Source organism: Myroides injenensis M09-0166 (assembly GCF_000246945.1).
In the GTDB taxonomy this organism is placed as follows: domain Bacteria; phylum Bacteroidota; class Bacteroidia; order Flavobacteriales; family Flavobacteriaceae; genus Flavobacterium; species Flavobacterium injenense.
In genome coordinates this window covers 1-15,836 of sequence record NZ_BAEX01000083.1, presented here as the reverse complement: position 1 = coordinate 15,836, position 15,836 = coordinate 1, and the positions used below count along the sequence as shown (strand labels likewise).

Below are 15,836 nucleotides of genomic sequence, written 5' to 3'. Positions count from 1 at the left end.
ACACGTAGTATAAGCGATAGCAAGGGCTATGACAGGTCCGGTTGCTTGATTTGCAAAAGGCCAAACGACTTCATTGAGAAATGAAATATTGAATTCTTCACCTACAGTTTTTAAAATAGTCCCTACCAGCAAGGTTGCAAACAAACCATAAGCCATGGCACCCATAGCATCAATAAAGTATCGCTTACTTGAAATTTGTATATCTTTTTTTTGAAGAAACTGTTTCATTCATTTTTTGATTTGATCAAAGGTAGTATACATAATGAAGTTTTTATCATGTTTTGACTAAAGAACAAAAAAATAATAATTGAGAAGTAATATTATGCTTTATGGTTTAGTAATTTATATTAATAAAGAGTTTATTGAAGTGCCATCTATGTGTGCTTTTTTTGTTTACATAGATATAAGTAAGTTACTACAATATTAATAGAACAAAACCTAACCAAAGATACCATAAAGGTTTTTGGTTAGGTTTGTGTTTTGTCAAATGTATATTATAATTAAATAGGTTAGTAGGCTATTTGATAGTTGTCGATATTATCCAAAAACACCATTGATATAATTCTTTGTCATCTCATGTTTAGGATGCTCAAAGATATCTTGAGTAGGACCACTTTCTTTCACTTCACCTAAATACATAAAGTAAGTATGATCAGCAATACGCTGCGCTTGTTGCATATTGTGCGTTACAATTGCAATGGTATATTTCTCTTTAAGATGAAGAATTAATTCTTCAATTTTGATAGTACTGACAGGATCTAAAGCAGAACAAGGTTCATCCATTAAAATTACTTCTGGACGAAGCGCGACTGCTCTTGCTATACACAGACGCTGCTGCTGTCCTCCTGATAGTCGGTGTGCAGGCATCTTTAGATCATCTTTTACTTCATCCCATAAGAAGGCTTCTGTTAAAGCTTTCTCTATAACACTTTTATCACAAGGAAGATTGTTTATTTTTAGCCCATAAGCAATATTGTCATAGATACTTTTAGGAAAAGGATTAGCCTTTTGAAATACCATACCAATGCGCTTTCTAATTTGTGTTACTGGTATATTTTTAGAGTAGATATCTATATCTTCTAGTTTTAGTGAACCTTGTATTTTAGCATATGGCAATAAATCATGCATACGGTTAAAGCTTCTAAGTAAGGTACTTTTCCCACATCCAGATGGACCAATAAGAGCTGTTATTTTGTTCTCTTGAAACTCTACGTTTACGTTTTTTAAAACTTGCTTGTTTGCAAAACTAATATTTAAGTTCTCTGCAGATAATTTAGTTTTCATTTTTTCTGAATTTATAACGGATATAGAATGCACTTAAATTTAATATGAATACCACAATAATTAGGACTAATGCAGTACCGTAAGCTATTGGTCTAACTTCTTCGATAGATTGGTGTTGAGTGGATAACATATACAAGTGGTAAGGCAATGCCATAAACTCTTGATTAATGTAACCATTGGTATCACTTATATAGAAGGCTGCACCAGTAAATAGGATAGGTGCTGTCTCCCCAGCTGCTCTAGATAAAGTAAGAACAACTCCTGTTAATATACCTGGTATCGCAGATGGAATAATGACATCTTTAATTGTTTCGAATTTAGTAGCGCCCACTGCTAAGGCAGCTTCTCTTGTACTATTGGGAATTTGCATTAATGCTTCTTCCGTTGTAGTGATAATATAAGGCAGAGATAGCAGACCTAGGGTTAATCCTGCTGCTAATAATGAAGTTCCAAATTGCATTGCTTGAACAAATAAAGCCAATCCAAATAACCCATAGATGATAGATGGAACACCTGAAAGGTTACGTATAGCAGCGCGTATTGTTTTAGTTAGCCAATTGTTTTCTGCATACTCATTTAGGTAAATGGCACAGAATACTCCAAAAGGGATGCTAAATGCTGCTGTAATTAAAGTAATAAGAACTGTTCCGATAATAGGGGTAAGAATACCTCCCTTAGTCATTCCTTCTTTGGGCATTGTAGTGATAAACTCCCAAGATAAACTTCCAATTCCTTTTGCAACAATTTCAAAAATAATTACGACAAGGAAAAAGCAAACAATCAATGTTGTTCCTGCTAATGTTCCCCACTCAATAATAGAAGAGAGTCTAAATTTTTTATGCTGCATGATATTTTCTTAATCTGTTAATGAAATATTCTCCTACTATATTTGCTATTAATGTCATAAAGAATAACACTGTAGCTAAAGCGTATAATCCGTAATAGTGCGTAGTTTGATAAGGGACTTCACCCATTTCAATTGCAATGGTAGCGGTCATTGTTTTTACGGAATCAAAGAATCCTGTAGGTATTAAAGCAGCATTACCAGTTGCCATTAGAACGGTCATAGTTTCTCCAATAGCCCTACCAACTCCTAACATAATCGCCGATATTATACCAGGTCCTGCTGCAGGAATAATAACTTTACGCAAGGTCTGCCACTTAGTTGCTCCTACACCATAGCTTGCCTCTTTATACGTTTTAGGAACGGCATGTATAGCATCTTCAGCAATAGTAATGATCGTAGGTAGTGCCATTACAGCCAGAAGTATGGCTCCATTTAAAGCATTAAGTCCATTAGGTAATCCTGCCATATCTGCTAAATTAGGGCTAACGACCACAATTCCTAAGAATCCTATAACTACAGATGGCACTGCAGCTAGCATTTCAATTGCAGGTTTAAGGATATTCTTTAATCTTTTTCCTGCATATTCTGAAATAAAAGCAGCTGTTCCAATTCCAAGAGGTATTGCAATAATCATTGCTCCAATGGTCACCATTGTAGTACTCAAGATTAATGGGAGCATACCATAAACAGGTTTCTTGGCTGTAGGATTCCATTCCATACCTGTAATAAAGTCAAGCGGCTTGACATGGGTAAAGAAAGAAAATGAATTGTAAATAAGCATCGCAAGTATGCCACCTAATAAACAAAGTACTAAAAGACCAGTAGCTTTAAAGATGTATTTAAAGGCAACATCTAATCCTATTCTTACTCTATATTTCATATTATGGATGTTCTATTATATAGTAGCCATGTTCTTTAATAAGTTGTTGACCAACTTCACTATTTTCAAAATCAATAAAAGGTTTCACCTTCTTCCATGAGTCTTCTAAAATAAATTGATATAAGGGTCTTTGAAAAAAGTACAGGCTATTATTAATTGTTTCTGGATCTATTGGTGAATAGGCTTGCGAAGTAGGTGTCTCTTTTATATTAAGAATTTTCACAGTCTGATTCATTGATGATTCATGAGATATATATCCAGCACCAACATAGCCAATTCCCGATTTGTCGGCTTTAACTCCTTCAAGAATTTGTGCGTTACCCGTCATCTCTTTAGCAGTGTTTGAGAATTCTATTTTAAGTTTTTTCTTAATGAAAGAATGCGTTCCAGAACTACTTTGACGTCCATAAATATTAATAGGTAAATCAATTGTTGTAATTTGATTCCAATTTATAATTTCTCCATTAAGAATTTTAGCGAGTGTTTCTAAATCAATATCATCTATTGGAAGATCTTTATGAACAACAAAAGCAGTTGCGTCTTCAGCAAAAACCACAGTCCGAAGTTTAATATTCTTTTTTTCAAACTGTTCAATCTCTCTATCCGAAAGAGGTCGGGAAGAATTTGCAATATCTGCTTGACCATTTAATAAAGAGGTAATCCCAATACCAGATCCCCCGCCAGAAATAGCAATACTAAAATCAGAATCTACTAAAGCATATTTCTCTGCTAGATTAACTGCTAAGTTTACTTCTGTGTCGGAACCTTTCATTTTAATTGAATGGTTTTGATCACCACAAGAAAACACTAGTAATGAAGAAAAAATAATAAAACTTTTTCTCATATATAAATACTTCTTTTTCATCTATAGCAAAGAACATATGTATTTGTAATGTATAGGTTACACAAAGGTTATCAAAATATTAAGGAGTTTTTTATTGTGAATGTGTATTAAAATGAATAGAACAGTCATTATATGTTTAAATTAATTACATATTTAATGTAGAGAATATGCTTTTTTGTGATTTCGTATTGAATGTTTAATAAAGTAATATCTAACTGATAGTGCTGTAATGTTAAGTGAGAGTTAAATGATATGTTGTATTACTAGAAAGTAAAAATAAAACTATTGTATTGTATTATAGTTGTTTATGTAAGCAAAATATAGCTAAACATTATTACTCTTAAGGAAAAGATTAGTATGACTTCTTTTTCTTAGGTTTGCATAAAAACTTAACTTAAGTCTTTTATCAAAATATAAAATGGTAGAAAAACTAATAAATTATATAAACTTATATAAAACTCTTTCATTTGATGAACGTGTGTTATTAAGAGAGGTTGTTGAGATTAAAGTCTTTAATAAGCATGCTTTTTTACTCAGAGAAGGAGAAGTTGCAGATGCTATTTATTTTGTTTTACAGGGTTGCGTTAGACTTTTTTATAATGTTGAAGGAGTTGATAAAACAGCTTTTTTTTATACGGAAGGGCAATTTATCTGTGCAGGGGATAGTTATACTTTTAATCGTCCTGCACAAGAAAATTATGAGGTATTAGAAAATACTACTGTCTGTGTTCTTTCTAAAGAAACAATTGACCAACTTTTGCAATTGTCTACAACTTTTGAGCATATTGCTCGTATTGCAGTTGAAAATGAATTATTAACAGCTCAACGTATTATTGCCTCTTTTGTCACTCAGTCTGCGGAACAGAGATATCGGGAACTACTTGTTAATCAAGGAGATTTATTTCTTCGTGTTCCACAACAATATATAGCTACTTTTTTGGGTGTTTCTCCTGAAACATTAAGTAGAATAAAACAGAGAATTGCTAATAAATAATTTCTTGACGATTGTCAAGTGTATTGCCCTTTCTAGGTAAGTAGCTTTGCTGATATAAAAGTTTTAATCTTATGAAAAAATATAAAAATAGAGTACTACTTGCTGGTGCAACAGGCTATCTAGGAAATTATTTATTAAAAGAATTAAAAAGAGAAGGGTATTGGGTTAGGGTTCTAATTCGCTCAAAAGAGCAAAAAGATATAGTAACTATCGCAGACGAAGTATTTATAGGAGAAGTAACGGATTCATCTACCTTATCTAATATTACTAAAGATATAGAATGGTTGTTTTCTACTATTGGTATTACAAGACAAAAAGATGGTTTGACTTATATGGATGTAGATTATCAAGGAAATATGAATTTACTTCAACAAGCTCTAACCACTAATGTAAAGCATTTTGTATACATTTCTGCTATTAATGGTGATAAGCTAAGGCATCTGAAAATTTTTCAAGCAAAGGAAGGATTTGTTGATCAGCTTAAGGAATCTGGACTTGATTATAGAATAATTAGACCTAATGGCTTCTTTTCAGATATGAATGATTTTTTGAGAATGGCTCAATCTGGTCGTGTTTATTTATTTGGCAAAGGAAGTAAAAAACTGAATCCTATTCATGGAGCGGATTTAGCTAAGTTTTGTATAGAACAGATGAAATGTACAAACAAAAAAGAGTACACTATTGGAGGTCCTGATATTTTGAGTCAAAAGCAAATAGCTGTATTAGCATTTAGTGCTTTAGAAAAGAAAACAAGAATTACTTTTTTACCAGATGTTATTCGAGTGCTAATTATAAAACTACTTCATTTACTTACTTCTTCAAAAGTATATGGACCTTATGAATTTTTCTTAACTGCTATGGCGCGTGATAATATAGCCCCTTTGTATGGAAACAATCATTTAAAAGAGTATTTTGATAAAATATATAAAGAAAAAAACGCTATTAGATAATCTATTACTTTTAAAGTTTTATAAAATAACATCTACTTTACTAACTGTATGTTTTTGTATTACATTTTTAATAAATAATATTAAATATTGTTAATTAATATTGTTTTTTATTAGTTTTGTGTTTTAAATTAACATAATATCTGTATTTATTGATATGTAGAATAAATAATAGGCGTTAATGTTATCAGTATAAATAAAAAAAAACACGTTTATGAAAGAATCCACTACAAAGATTAAAGAGAAAGTATTAAGAAAAGGAGAAGTAATAAGTATTTTTATCTGGTGCTTTTTAAGTATTGCTAGCTTTCTATTATATTATTTTTATCCACTTTTTACTTTAAATGAAGACCAAGTTTTATATATATTTTCATCTGCTGCACAGATTGTAGGTGCACTATATGGATTGATTATTACTGGCTATATATTCTTGCGAACTGAATTGGATGGTAAGGTTGATAAGGACGAGACATACAAAGAAATCATTGCATTAATGAAGACTGAATATTTTCGATCTATTGTTATTATAAGTATTGGTGCGTTTGTATCTGGAGTTTTATGTTTCGTAATTATGGGAGATGAATCACGTAAATCTGGGCAGCTTTTTAATTATTTACTTAATTTTTCTCTTCCTACAATTATTACGACACTTATTATAATTGTTTTATTTGTTATAAAAATTCTTAATCCACGAAGCTTGGAATTGGCAAGTAATAAATTACGAAATATTACGACAAAAGATAGCCAGAATGAAAAGGGAAGCCTAGAAGATTTTCTGCGTACCTATAATAAAATAGAAGTTATTCTAGATAAATATGGTGTCTCTCTTTTGTCTTTTGATGTGAATAATTCTAATAATGCTATTAAAAAGAGAATTAGTAGAACTAAAACTGTAGAAATACTTTTTAAAGAAAACAAAATATCTCAGTCACTTAAAAACAAATTGCTAAAACTTATCTCTTTTAGAAATAGTCTTATACACGGTTCTAACTTAGTACTTTCGACTAGTGATGTGGTATCAGCTAATGAAATTTTAGAAGAATTAGAGTCAAGTCTTAAGATATAGTAGCTTTTTATTACATTATTACATTGAAATAATTATAGCATTACAACTTTTTTTTGGTAATTTACTCTTAGAATCTTAATTATCATACTTTATGACTTTGGTATCAACTGATCAAATGCTATTTACTTTATTAAAGAATAACTTTTCTATTATAGAAGTACAAGCAAGAAGCATTGTAATAGACGAGGGAAAAAATTCTAATTATTTTTATTTTGTAAAGAAAGGTATTTTACGAGGTTGGACATTGTATGATGGAAAAGAAGTAACATTTCAATTTGTATCTGAAGGATCTTTTTTTTGTGGTATTGAGAGCTTTTGGTATGACAAACCCAGTCAATACACAATAGAAGCACTAGAAGATACTGAACTTTATATTCTTGATAAAAAACAGTTGAAAGGCTTAATGAAGGAAAATCTACAGTTGCTAGAAGTGTTTAATGAATATATGATAGAGAGAGTATTGAATTACCAAAAACTACTGATTAGTAGAATAAAAGAGAATCCAGAAAAACGATATAAACATCTGCTCGAAACAGCACCAGAAATTATTAAACGAGTACCACAACACTATATTGCTTCTTATTTAGGTATTACCTCTGTCTCATTAAGTAGAATTCGCAATCGACGTTGAGGTAAGTAATGACAAAGTGTTTTGGTTATTTTTATTATAAAGATATTTCTTAACAATTGTTATCGTATAGTATATCGTAAGCTTTGAAATTTGCACCTAAGTAATTAAAAGTTTTCAAAATGGAAAAAACAATAAGAGAAATGTTTCAAAACATTATAGAAAATAATGTGTATAATGAGCAAATGATTAACAAGTATTTCTCACCAGACTATGAGCAAATAGTTGATGATAAATATCTAAAAATTGAGGAGTTTATCACGCATATTAAAAAGCTAAAAGAGGTTGTAGAAACTGCGGAGGTAAGCATTATCAATTTCGCCACACAGGACAATAGTATCTTTACAAAGCATATTGTGAAGACTGTCCTAAAAGATGGATCTAAGCACACTCATAAAGTTTTTGCAGAATTTATTATTAATGACAATAAGATTATTCGATGTGAGGAGCTGACACTAATGATAGCTGGTTCGGAAGTTGCAAAACGTCTAGGCTCAATGACCTAGTTATAATAGATTTATGTAATATTAAAAGTATAAAATAAAGGGTAGGAGATAACTACTCTTTATTCTTTTAGGGAAATAAAGAAGGTATTATTCATCAGTTAGGTAATTAATAATCTCTTTCGATAGGGTTAATATAGTTATTTTTCTTCTTGTTAAAAAAATCTTGCCCTTGTTCACTCAATGTAATACCTGTCCCTTCTAAGTCACTTATAAATGTTTTTTTAGAATTTACTAACATTGCTTTTTTGGTATTTTCTTTTGAGGATTTTGTATATGTATTTAAATCATTTACTTCCCAAAGTACATTGGTTTTTTGACTATTTAGAAACTCAAAAACATAGTGTTCTTCACTGTCCCAGGCTTTTACAACAAGACCAGGTAAGTTGTTAAATTTATAAGGGCCTACTTGAATAGGTATTTCTTGTGTAAACAACACCGTCCATTCTCTTCCTCCATAAGAAGTAGTAGCTTCCTGAACGTTATATTCATTCCATTGTAACATTGTAGGTCTAATATCCCACTTTACTTCATTTTTATCTTCTTTATAATAATTGTTTAATTGACCAATTCGGTCATAGAAATTATTACTTTCTTTATCAGTAATAATGAACCAACTAAAAACAGGAACTAATGATAATGCCTTTTGAATTAACTCTTCATTACTTATATTACTATCCTTATATGATTGCATTTTAGTGCGATTGTAGTAAGATAGATCCATAAACCTAGAGTGGGTATGAAAAACGTCTACTATAGCTGTACCTTCTCTTTCAATCATTTTTTCTGAGATATCTACTAATGCATTAACTTGGTAGTAATATCTCATTACTTCGACTTCTTTAATTTCTTGAGCGAAAAAAACACGATTAGTAAATAAAACAATGATTAAAATATATTTTTTCATAATACGAAATTTAAGAAAGGCGTCGGGATAATTTAACTTTATGATTAAGAGTGTAATATATAGAATAAAAGTTTATTTTAAGCTCATTTGTTTAAATATTATTATTTACTATACAGTTAATAGCACTAATACTATAATTAAGTTTTTAGTTTTTTAAAATGTAACAAAAAAGACGCCATTTAGGCGTCTTTTGTCCGCAAAGAATTCTATTGCGCAGTAACATTAAATAATTAAAAAGATTAAGGTCAAGCGTTTAAACTATTGTCATTTGTTTATTTGCTATCTTAACATTTCTATTTATAAAGTTATTTAATGATAATATTATCAATAAGCTAGATTTCTTACATTTTGATAGAAGTACCTAAGTTTTCTCTACAAGCCTTGTCATAAGCATATTTAGCAGTAATTAAATCTTGAATAGCAATACCTACGTTTTTAAAAACTGTAATTTCAGAATCACTGTCTCTTCCTTTAATTTTACCTAATATTAAATCGCCAATTTCTCCTTTATAATTTTCTTCCGGTAATAGTCCTTTTTCTAGTGGAACAAGTATATCTGCAGTAGATGAAAAACAAGAATCTTTGTGATCTACAAATAATGAAGTGTCAAGAAAGATATCTTCAGGTAGTTCGTGCATAGTAGGGCTATATGATCCAGCAGCATTAATGTGTACACCTTTTTTTAATTGAGAGGTTTCGAATAAAGGTGTATCTGATGGAGTGACAGTACATATAATATCTACAGTAGAAAGTATATCTAAGTCTTCTCCTGCAATAATTTCCACCTCTGACTTATCTTTATAATATTCTATGAAGTTTTGAACAGATTTACTCGTTTTTGAACTACCAAATATGTACGCTTTTTTAATAGGTCTTTCTGCACAGACTGCTTCAAATTGTGTATATGCTTGTGCACCTGCACCGAACAAAGCCATAACTGAGGAGTCTTTTCTTGCCAAATAACGGGTAGCTACTCCTGATGCAGCTCCTGTTCTCAATGCTGTAAGATGAGAGCCATCTATTATTGCTTGAGTAACATTGTTTTCAGAATCTATTAGAATAACAAGTCCTTGAATAGCAGGATGTCCGTTAACTCCACCTTGTTTTCGAATACTTAATAGTTTGACACCTGCCGTATTTATATTAGAAATTAATGAAGGTTTAAAGAAGATATCTAAGTAGTCTTTTCCTAAGCCAGTTATTACACGGTCAGGCATTTCCGCAGTGTTATTGGATAGTTCTACATATGCATCTACAACCGTCTCTATGGCTTCTTCTATAGAAACTAATTGCCTTATATCTTCTGAGTTCAACACTTTTATTGTATTCATATTTTATAGTTTATGTATTAAAAATTAGATTATAGCATAATCTTCTTAATTGAAGTTAGCTATAAATGAGTTTTTAGTTAGTTTTAAAGAAAATATCACCTTTTTTTAGAAGTAATAAAAATTCAATTTATAAAAAGTAGAAAGGATAAACAAATCTTTTTGGTTGTTTAAAATTGAAGATAAGCGATTGTAAATGAATTAACATTTGTACTCATTTATTTTTCATAATGTTGATAGAATAATTACTATTATATAAATGAAAATTTTACATAACTTATTTGGTAAAATGTTTTTTGATAAAGAATAAATAGTTCAAGTATTCTATTCTTTTATTTATAAACATTAAGAAGAGGACATATAGAAAGTAAATGTCAAAAAAAATTGAAATAAAGGGGTTTAAGTTATTTCAAACTGGTATTTCATTTTTAAAATGGAGCTATTTAATTTTGAATGAAGAATGGTGATGTATTTGAATATTATACTTGTATTGGATAATAGTATATTGATTTTTAGCATTATAAGACAAAGGTGAGAAAATAGCATTAAATATTCATTTAAAGGAGATAAAAGTATTTGTGCTGGTAATCTTTATGTTTTTTAATGCTCGTTCTCTTTTGTTGTAAAATGCTTATGTATGTTGTAATTTGCCTAAAATTATATGAAGCGAATAGTTTCTTAATAATTTGTAAAACTAATAATTTATAATAAGATGCTAATAGATGATATTCTTAACCAGATAAATATATTGCCAAAAAATTCTAGGGAAAAGCTGAAGGAATGTATAGAAGAGGTTGCTTATCCAAAAGGTTATATACTTTTAAGAGCCCAAAAAGTTGAAGAATATCTGTATTTTATAAAAAAAGGTTGTGTTCGTGCCTTTGCTCCATTGGAAGAAAAGGATATTACTTTTTGGTTTGGAGAGGAGGGAGAAACCATACTTTCAATGAAGAGCTATGTAGAAAGTAAAAAAGCATATGAAAATATTGAGCTTATTGAAGACTGTGAATTATATAAGCTAAGAATTGACACTTTACAAGAATTGTATAATCAGGATATCCATATTGCAAATTGGGGTAGAAAGCTGGCAGAAAAAGAACTATTAAAAGTAGAAAGCAGAATTATCTCATCTGAATTGCTTGCTGCGAAAGAAAGGTATGAAGATTTGCTATTACATTCTCCAAGTTTACTACAGCGCATACCATTAAAATATATAGCCTCATATTTGGGAATTACCCAAGTTAGTTTAAGCCGTATAAGAAAAGTGAAATAGATAAGACTGAAATTTAATGTGATATTTGGTATAAAATGCGAATGATTTATTCAATAATAGTTTTAAAAGTTAGAATCTTGCTTTAAAGTCTATGTTGCTTGTTAAAATATTGCTTTTACGGATAGTTTTGTTTTGTTTCTTTTTTAAAAGGGTATAATTTTATACCGTTTTCAAAACTAAAGCAATATTTTGGACGAGTAATATGCTTTTGTTTTTAAGAATTTTTATTAAAAAAACATTAAATATTTTAAAATGGTATGATATTCGATATTAACGAAAATCAATCATTTTAAAAATGTAAAATATTTAATATCTTAAAACAATAGTCTTATGAACAATAAAGAGGTCCAAAAGAATTTTTATCACTTAATCTGGTTCCTATACAGGCGTTTCGATATTTTAAGAAATGAAAATGTTGATAATCTTCAATTTGGAATCAATATTTCCATAATTATTAATTTCCTTAATATCTACTGGGGCGAATTACAAAAAGTTTCAGCTAAAGCGAATGAGCCTACATGTGTACCCTTTTTTATTCTGCTAGATGATAAAGAAAATGTTATTGGTCTATCGAAAGGAATAAGTGCTCTTTTTAATATTAAGGAAGGTAATTATTTAGGGAATTTTATTAATCATAAAAATAAAGTTTTACATAATATTGATAGTTTTTTACGTTTTCTGGAGTTCAATATTAATGATATTAATGGACATTCTTATCGCGCATTATTTATAAGAGTAGAATTAGAAACTACACAATATAGTATAATAAATGGTTTTGCAATTCCTAGTTCTACGTTTACAAATCCACCAGTTTTAGAACCGATTATCTTTCATAAAAATAAAGGGATAGAAAATAAGATTATTCAAGTAAGAGATTATGTGCTGACTATCGATAGTTTAATGAGTAATGAAGAGATTTCTGCTGTCCCTACTATAGATAGTATTGCAAATAAATTTGATCTTACCCCAAACCAATTACTTAACGGTTTTATTAGAGTATTTAATACCAGCTTTATTAATTTTTATAATGAGACTAAAAATGTTTTTAGTTTCTATTTTATCGTTTCTTCTAGGTATAGCTTAAAAGAAATAGCTTTTAAATGTGGTTACAACGATTATAATACCTTTTATAAGTCTTTTAAAAAGCAATTCGGTATTGCACCTAGTGATGTAAGGAAAAAAAGAGTGAAATAAGTACGAATATTCAATGTTTTAATATTTTTATTCAATGTATTTATCTTCGAAATCTCACTTACTTTACCCTTGTAAAATTACAATAAACACATATTTTACCTAGGTAACTATTTAAATATACAAATAATTAGTAATCAGTTTATTATGAAATTAATATAAAAGTAAAGTGAATTTCATGTTTTTTCATTAAACAACAAAACATCTTTTCAACTGTAATGTTATTCACTTCAGTGATTGTGTATAGATAGGATTATTTTTTTAACTAATGAAAGGTATAGCCAAACCTTTGTTAGTATTTGTTGTCTCACTCGTCCAAATTGAGATAGCATCTAAAATAGAAGACTTAATCTAATCAATACAATAACAATCACTATTGTGTGGTCTAATATAATAGTTACTTTAATAGTGAGTTTATCTTACTATCCCCACAGTTTCTAGAAATTATACTACACGCAAATAAGGCCAAAGTTTACTTTGGCCTTTTTAATCAACACTTATTCAGATATTTTCTTTAAAGCTCTATTGAGCGTTCTTGTTGTAATACCGAGATAAGAAGCTATGTCTTCTTTAGATATATTAATATTCTCTTTCTTTTGTAATTCTAATAGTTTTTCTAATGCGTGTTCTACAGTGTATAATTGCTGAAAAGAAGCTCTTTCACTAGTGTGATATACTCTTAATGCTTCTATTTCTAGTAAGGTATTATTAAAGGTAATATCTGTTTTTAATAAATATTGAAATATAGAAAGAGGTATGATATAAGCGTTAACAATAGAGATCGCTTCAACAGAACAGAGACAATTTTTTTTGCCCATTATTTCTATTTCACCCATTATTTCACCTGTACTTAAGAATTCTGGAATATACTCCTTTCCATTTTCTTCCGTTATAAAGCACTTTGTTATACCATCTTTAATGACAATCACTTTGACAACGGGGTCCCCTTGATGTAATAACATCTGTTTTGGCTTGTATTGTTCCAATACAATTTTATCACTGAAAGCATCTGACTTTGCCAATGCTTCTATATAGGTTAGAAAATTAATATTTATTCTTAACATTTTTTTATCTAGTTAAGGACAAATGTCCTATGCAGGGTTTATAATATTGCGCAATTTTGCAGTATCAAATTTAAGTAAATATCTAATGAACTTTTTAGTTTTGGTATGTTTTAAAAAATAATTAAGATTTACTTGGTTTGATAGTTTACTTTTTTAAAAGTAAACTTAGATTTTTTTCAATTATACAATACAAGTGATAAAGTGTTTTTTTTAAGAAAAAGCGGGAAGGTAAGGTAAGTGGTACTCTCCCGTTTTTCTTTTTTCATTTCTTTCTATTATTGATCTCTGATGTTTTTTAGATTATTTAAATATTGCTGCAATATTATAATTAATTGAGATATTTCTATTTTGAAAAATAAATACTTATATGAAATTTTATGAAGGCATTTTGACTTTTTTAGATTTCTGAAATTTCTTTTATCCTACCTTTTGTTATTTTAGAAAAGTCAAGATCACCTCTATTTATTAGTTATCATTTGTAATGAGTTCTTTTTTCTTATTCATCGGTTTTAATCCTAATGTAGAAAGCATTTGAATATCTTGATTAAGTGCAGGGTTAGGAGTGACAAGTAAGGTTTCTTGATCTCCTGCAAAAATGGAATTTGCTCCAGCCATAAAACACCAAGCTTGCTCAACCTCAGTCATCTCTATTCTACCAGCACTCAATCTTACCATTGACTTAGGCATAATTATGCGGGCTGTAGCAATCATCCTTACCATGTCCCAAATATCTACTTTAGGCATATTTTCCATTGGCGTCCCTTTTACACGAGCAAGTGCATTGATAGGTACTGATTCAGGGTGTTTTTCCATATTGGCTAAGGTTAATAGCATAGATACTCTATCTCTGTTATTTTCTCCTAAACCTATAATTCCACCTGAACATACTGTAATACCAGCATTTCTTATATTATTTATGGTATTAATACGATTGTCAAATTTTCGTGTTGAGATAATCTCATCATAAAACTCTTCGGATGTATCTAAATTATGATTATAGGCATAGAGTCCAGCTTCTTGTAGGCGGATTGCTTGTTTTTCAGTAAGCATTCCTAATGTACAGCAAACTTCAAGTCCCATTTCGTTTACTCCTTTTACCATATCGATTACTCTATCAAAATCCTTATTGTCTCTCACTTCTCGCCAAGCAGCAGCCATACAAAAACGAGTAGACCCAGCGTCTTTTGCTTTTTTTGCATGAGATAATACAGTTTCTGTTGGTAACAATCGTTGAACTTTAATATCAGTATGATATCTTGCAGCTTGACCACAGTAACTACAGTCCTCAGGACATCCACCTGTTTTTATTGATAACAAAGTACTGATTTGTACTTCATCAGGATTGTGATTTTGACGATGTACTGTAGCAGCTCTATATATAAGTTCAATTAGGGGAGTATCATAAATTTTCTGTATTTCATCTTTTGTCCAATCGTGTCTGATTACCTCTTTGTTTTGAGTCATAGTTTATTATATTTTGTATAGTTTATTGATGTCAAATGTAAATGGAGTAGAGGTAAACTGGCTAGTCCGGTTATAAAAAGGCTAGTGGTCTGGTTTTATTTTTAGCTATTCATGCACATCAGAAAGTAGCAAAAGACATGTTATTGCATTAAAAAAGCTTGCTGCATAAAAATGAAAGAAAAAACATAAATATGTATTTAATTAATAATGAAATGAATAAGAAAAACTTTAATATTAATTGAATATTTTGTGGTTAATGTATTTGCACAACTCAAAAAGTCGCAGTATGTTTGCCATGCAAATAAGGAAATATATCTTATAGCAAGGAGAGGTGCCGGAGTGGTAACGGAGCAGATTGCTAATCTGTCATCGGGTAACCGATGCCAGGGTTCGAGTCCCTGTCTCTCCGCAAACTTTCGGGGTGTAGCGTAGCCCGGTCATCGCGCCTGGTTTGGGACCAGGAGGTCGCAGGTTCGAATCCTGCCACCCCGACGAAAGTTATAAGATATAGTAAGCCTAATTGCGGGGTGTAGCGTAGCCCGGTCATCGCGCCTGGTTTGGGACCAGGAGGTCGCAGGTTCGAATCCTGCCACCCCGACTAGAACAGAGTTATTCT

At 30.2% G+C, this 15,836-nt stretch carries 16 protein-coding genes and 3 tRNA genes; 10 read left to right on the top strand and 9 right to left on the bottom strand.

The window, feature by feature from the left end:
* The 5 genes from RH98_RS12390 to RH98_RS12370 form a co-directional block, all read right to left on the bottom strand.
* On the bottom strand, nt 1–228 hold a 228-nt coding region (locus tag RH98_RS12390), incomplete at its 3' end, for a PTS sugar transporter subunit IIC (protein WP_010255297.1).
* Between the two features lie 309 nt (nt 229–537).
* The gene (pstB, locus tag RH98_RS12385; RefSeq protein WP_010255295.1) at nt 538–1,284 is read right to left on the bottom strand and encodes a phosphate ABC transporter ATP-binding protein PstB; all 747 of its coding nucleotides are present in this window, start codon (nt 1,282–1,284) and stop codon (nt 538–540) included.
* Nucleotides 1,274–2,131 carry a phosphate ABC transporter permease PstA gene (gene pstA, locus RH98_RS12380; protein ID WP_010255294.1) on the bottom strand — a complete coding sequence of 286 codons (858 nt, stop codon included), beginning with the start codon at nt 2,129–2,131 and terminating at the stop codon, nt 1,274–1,276. Before pstA ends, pstB begins: the two co-directional genes overlap by 11 nt.
* Nucleotides 2,121–3,011 carry a phosphate ABC transporter permease subunit PstC gene (gene pstC / locus RH98_RS12375; RefSeq protein ID WP_010255293.1) on the bottom strand — a complete coding sequence of 297 codons (891 nt, stop codon included), beginning with the start codon at nt 3,009–3,011 and terminating at the stop codon, nt 2,121–2,123. Before pstC ends, pstA begins: the two co-directional genes overlap by 11 nt.
* Nucleotide 3,012: 1 nt before the next feature.
* Entirely contained in the window at nt 3,013–3,855 is an 843-nt protein-coding gene (locus RH98_RS12370) for a PstS family phosphate ABC transporter substrate-binding protein (protein ID WP_010255289.1), read from the bottom strand.
* Between the two features lie 418 nt (nt 3,856–4,273).
* Here RH98_RS12370 and RH98_RS12365 point away from each other — a divergent pair, with 418 nt between their 5' ends.
* From RH98_RS12365 to RH98_RS12345, 5 genes are all read left to right on the top strand, one after another.
* On the top strand, nt 4,274–4,849 hold the full coding sequence (locus RH98_RS12365; protein ID WP_010255287.1) for a Crp/Fnr family transcriptional regulator: 576 nt from the start codon (nt 4,274–4,276) through the stop codon (nt 4,847–4,849).
* Between the two features lie 71 nt (nt 4,850–4,920).
* Nucleotides 4,921–5,799 (top strand): SDR family oxidoreductase, encoded by an 879-nt coding sequence (locus tag RH98_RS12360; RefSeq protein ID WP_010255286.1) that lies wholly within the window; start codon nt 4,921–4,923, stop codon nt 5,797–5,799.
* Between the two features lie 211 nt (nt 5,800–6,010).
* A complete protein-coding gene (locus tag RH98_RS12355) occupies nt 6,011–6,862 on the top strand; it encodes a hypothetical protein (protein ID WP_010255284.1) in 852 nt (283 codons plus the stop codon).
* Between the two features lie 91 nt (nt 6,863–6,953).
* Nucleotides 6,954–7,493: a Crp/Fnr family transcriptional regulator gene (locus RH98_RS12350; protein ID WP_010255283.1), complete on the top strand. Its 540-nt coding sequence runs from the start codon at nt 6,954–6,956 to the stop codon at nt 7,491–7,493.
* 119 nt (nt 7,494–7,612) lie between these two features.
* A complete protein-coding gene (locus tag RH98_RS12345; RefSeq protein ID WP_010255282.1) occupies nt 7,613–7,996 on the top strand; it encodes a hypothetical protein in 384 nt (127 codons plus the stop codon).
* Nucleotides 7,997–8,102: 106 nt separating this feature from the next.
* On the opposite strand, the gene RH98_RS12340 is transcribed toward RH98_RS12345, so the two are convergent.
* Complete coding sequence (locus RH98_RS12340) at nt 8,103–8,900, bottom strand: GLPGLI family protein (RefSeq protein ID WP_010255281.1); 798 nt, start codon at nt 8,898–8,900, stop codon at nt 8,103–8,105.
* 341 nt (nt 8,901–9,241) lie between these two features.
* Complete coding sequence (locus RH98_RS12335; RefSeq protein WP_010255280.1) at nt 9,242–10,231, bottom strand: ornithine cyclodeaminase family protein; 990 nt, start codon at nt 10,229–10,231, stop codon at nt 9,242–9,244.
* 709 nt (nt 10,232–10,940) lie between these two features.
* Between RH98_RS12335 and RH98_RS12330 the strand changes: the two genes are divergently transcribed.
* The gene (locus tag RH98_RS12330; protein WP_010255279.1) at nt 10,941–11,501 is read left to right on the top strand and encodes a Crp/Fnr family transcriptional regulator; all 561 of its coding nucleotides are present in this window, start codon (nt 10,941–10,943) and stop codon (nt 11,499–11,501) included.
* Nucleotides 11,502–11,831: 330 nt separating this feature from the next.
* The gene (locus RH98_RS12325; RefSeq protein ID WP_010255278.1) at nt 11,832–12,695 is read left to right on the top strand and encodes a helix-turn-helix domain-containing protein; all 864 of its coding nucleotides are present in this window, start codon (nt 11,832–11,834) and stop codon (nt 12,693–12,695) included.
* A gap of 494 nt (nt 12,696–13,189) precedes the next feature.
* Here RH98_RS12325 and RH98_RS12320 read toward each other — a convergent pair whose 3' ends face one another.
* Together RH98_RS12320 and bioB are read right to left on the bottom strand one after the other, a co-directional pair.
* Nucleotides 13,190–13,756, bottom strand: coding sequence for a Crp/Fnr family transcriptional regulator (locus tag RH98_RS12320; RefSeq protein WP_010255277.1), 567 nt, complete (start codon nt 13,754–13,756; stop codon nt 13,190–13,192).
* A 465-nt stretch (nt 13,757–14,221) separates the two neighbouring features.
* On the bottom strand, nt 14,222–15,220 hold the full coding sequence (bioB, locus tag RH98_RS12315; protein ID WP_010255275.1) for a biotin synthase BioB: 999 nt from the start codon (nt 15,218–15,220) through the stop codon (nt 14,222–14,224).
* A 325-nt stretch (nt 15,221–15,545) separates the two neighbouring features.
* Between bioB and RH98_RS12310 the strand changes: the two genes are divergently transcribed.
* The 3 genes from RH98_RS12310 (at nt 15,546) to RH98_RS12300 (ending at nt 15,818) form a co-directional block, all read left to right on the top strand.
* Nucleotides 15,546–15,629 (top strand) — tRNA-Ser (locus tag RH98_RS12310).
* An 8-nt stretch (nt 15,630–15,637) separates the two neighbouring features.
* Nucleotides 15,638–15,712: transfer RNA gene (locus RH98_RS12305), tRNA-Pro, on the top strand.
* Between the two features lie 31 nt (nt 15,713–15,743).
* Nucleotides 15,744–15,818, top strand: a tRNA-Pro gene (locus RH98_RS12300).
* The last annotated feature ends 18 nt before the right edge of the window (nt 15,819–15,836 follow it).

Coding starts and splice junctions, on each gene's coding strand:
- pstB (WP_010255295.1), bottom strand. CDS start 1,284: ATGAAAACTAAATTATCTGCAGAGAACTTAAATATTAGTTTTGCAAAC.
- pstA (WP_010255294.1), bottom strand. CDS start 2,131: ATGCAGCATAAAAAATTTAGACTCTCTTCTATTATTGAGTGGGGAACA.
- pstC (WP_010255293.1), bottom strand. CDS start 3,011: ATGAAATATAGAGTAAGAATAGGATTAGATGTTGCCTTTAAATACATC.
- RH98_RS12370 (WP_010255289.1), bottom strand. CDS start 3,855: ATGAGAAAAAGTTTTATTATTTTTTCTTCATTACTAGTGTTTTCTTGT.
- RH98_RS12365 (WP_010255287.1), top strand. CDS start 4,274: ATGGTAGAAAAACTAATAAATTATATAAACTTATATAAAACTCTTTCA.
- RH98_RS12360 (WP_010255286.1), top strand. CDS start 4,921: ATGAAAAAATATAAAAATAGAGTACTACTTGCTGGTGCAACAGGCTAT.
- RH98_RS12355 (WP_010255284.1), top strand. CDS start 6,011: ATGAAAGAATCCACTACAAAGATTAAAGAGAAAGTATTAAGAAAAGGA.
- RH98_RS12350 (WP_010255283.1), top strand. CDS start 6,954: ATGACTTTGGTATCAACTGATCAAATGCTATTTACTTTATTAAAGAAT.
- RH98_RS12345 (WP_010255282.1), top strand. CDS start 7,613: ATGGAAAAAACAATAAGAGAAATGTTTCAAAACATTATAGAAAATAAT.
- RH98_RS12340 (WP_010255281.1), bottom strand. CDS start 8,900: ATGAAAAAATATATTTTAATCATTGTTTTATTTACTAATCGTGTTTTT.
- RH98_RS12335 (WP_010255280.1), bottom strand. CDS start 10,231: ATGAATACAATAAAAGTGTTGAACTCAGAAGATATAAGGCAATTAGTT.
- RH98_RS12330 (WP_010255279.1), top strand. CDS start 10,941: ATGCTAATAGATGATATTCTTAACCAGATAAATATATTGCCAAAAAAT.
- RH98_RS12325 (WP_010255278.1), top strand. CDS start 11,832: ATGAACAATAAAGAGGTCCAAAAGAATTTTTATCACTTAATCTGGTTC.
- RH98_RS12320 (WP_010255277.1), bottom strand. CDS start 13,756: ATGTTAAGAATAAATATTAATTTTCTAACCTATATAGAAGCATTGGCA.
- bioB (WP_010255275.1), bottom strand. CDS start 15,220: ATGACTCAAAACAAAGAGGTAATCAGACACGATTGGACAAAAGATGAA.